2 protein-coding genes are annotated in these 1,333 nt (G+C 67.7%); both read right to left on the minus strand.

The window, feature by feature from the left end:
• Positions 1 to 84 precede the first annotated feature (84 nt).
• Positions 85 to 753 (minus strand): YcnI family copper-binding membrane protein, encoded by a 669-nt coding sequence (locus ABT116_RS46870; protein ID WP_095969420.1) that lies wholly within the window; start codon positions 751 to 753, stop codon positions 85 to 87.
• A 51-nt stretch (positions 754 to 804) separates the two neighbouring features.
• A complete protein-coding gene (locus ABT116_RS46875) occupies positions 805 to 1,140 on the minus strand; it encodes a hypothetical protein (RefSeq protein ID WP_351647442.1) in 336 nt (111 codons plus the stop codon).
• Positions 1,141 to 1,333: the final 193 nt, after the last annotated feature.

Below are 1,333 nucleotides of genomic sequence, written 5' to 3' on the forward strand. Positions count from 1 at the left end.
GTGCCGCTCAGGTCGCTGATCTTGATGGGCGTGTTGGCCGGGATCGCGGCATGCCGACGGCGATGACCTTGATCCGGGTACTCATCAGCGCTTGCTCCTGACCAGTGCGCCGAGGCCGAGTGCAGCGCCCAACGCGCCGAGCACCAGGCCGACGCCGCCGAGCCAGCGGGCGGTGTTGTCCGACGAAGAAGATTCGGAGGCAGCGGACGTCTCGGCAGTGTTATCGGCAGAGGGCGCTCCGTGCGCGTCACCGGTGGACGCGGCGAGAGTCAGCGTCGGCGCGGGCTTGTCCGGCTCGCTGCCGTCGGCAAGCTCTTCCTGATCCCAATTGACGACGTTGCCGTCGCTGTACGTCTGGACGGCCTTGAACTCGACCTCTTCCTGCTCCGGCAGCGGGCCGGCAGAAAGGACGAACTGCTGGAACTGGCCGGGGGCGATTCCGACGCCGGGGTCGGCGGTCCACGTCACGGACTTGGCGACCAACGAGGTGGGGTCCTTCTCCACGACGGCGGTCCAGCCGGGCATCGGTTCGGTGCGTGCCGACTTGAGGTCGGGGAGCGCCACCGTCAGCTTGGTGGTCGAAGCGGTGTCGGATTCGGTGGGCACGCGGAACGTGAGAACGGAGTATCCGCCCTGGGTGGCTCCCGGTGCGACGACGCTGACGTGTGCTGAAGCAATTCCGGCGGCCAGCAGCACCGCGCTGCCGGTAGCGACGGTCGTGACAACCGCACGCGAAATCAGGGTGTTCTTCATGTCGGGAAGTGTCCTCTGGTCTGGTGAAGGGGTGGGGAGTTCTACGAATCTTCAGACCAGGGCAGGAGGACCGCGCCGCGAGATGCTGGCGCGAAGTAGAGCGTCGACAGGTCCGTGATGGATTCCGGTCGAGACGGTGTGGCCGCGGGAAGTGACGGCGGCGGGCGCCAGGGACGCCAGGACGACGTGAAGAGCGTGAGTGACAACCCGGTAGAGGCGCTCGGCAGCCAGGACCGCCAGCGCACAGGCGACGGTGGCACCGGCGTGAGCACCGAGCATCACCAATCCCGGAGCGGGCGAATGAGCGTGCTCGGAGAGCGTCATGGTGGTGTGCGCGGCAAGCTGACCCAGGCCCAGAGCCACGATCAGGGCGGCGGGCCCCCGCAAGAGGGCGGGGAGGGTGGCTGTGACGGCACCGACGGTTGCGCAGACTGCGAGCAGCAGGGTCAGCGAAGACGACTGTGGCAGCTCACCTCCACCGATTCCGTGGCCAGGCGGAGGGTCAGGTCGGGGCCGTCCTCCTCCAGCGCCATCGCCTGCTCCAGGACGATCAGCGAGTGGTCGTAGACATCCTTGTGCC

It is taken from the genome of Streptomyces sp. NPDC002130, assembly GCF_040296465.1.
In the GTDB taxonomy this organism is placed as follows: domain Bacteria; phylum Actinomycetota; class Actinomycetes; order Streptomycetales; family Streptomycetaceae; genus Streptomyces.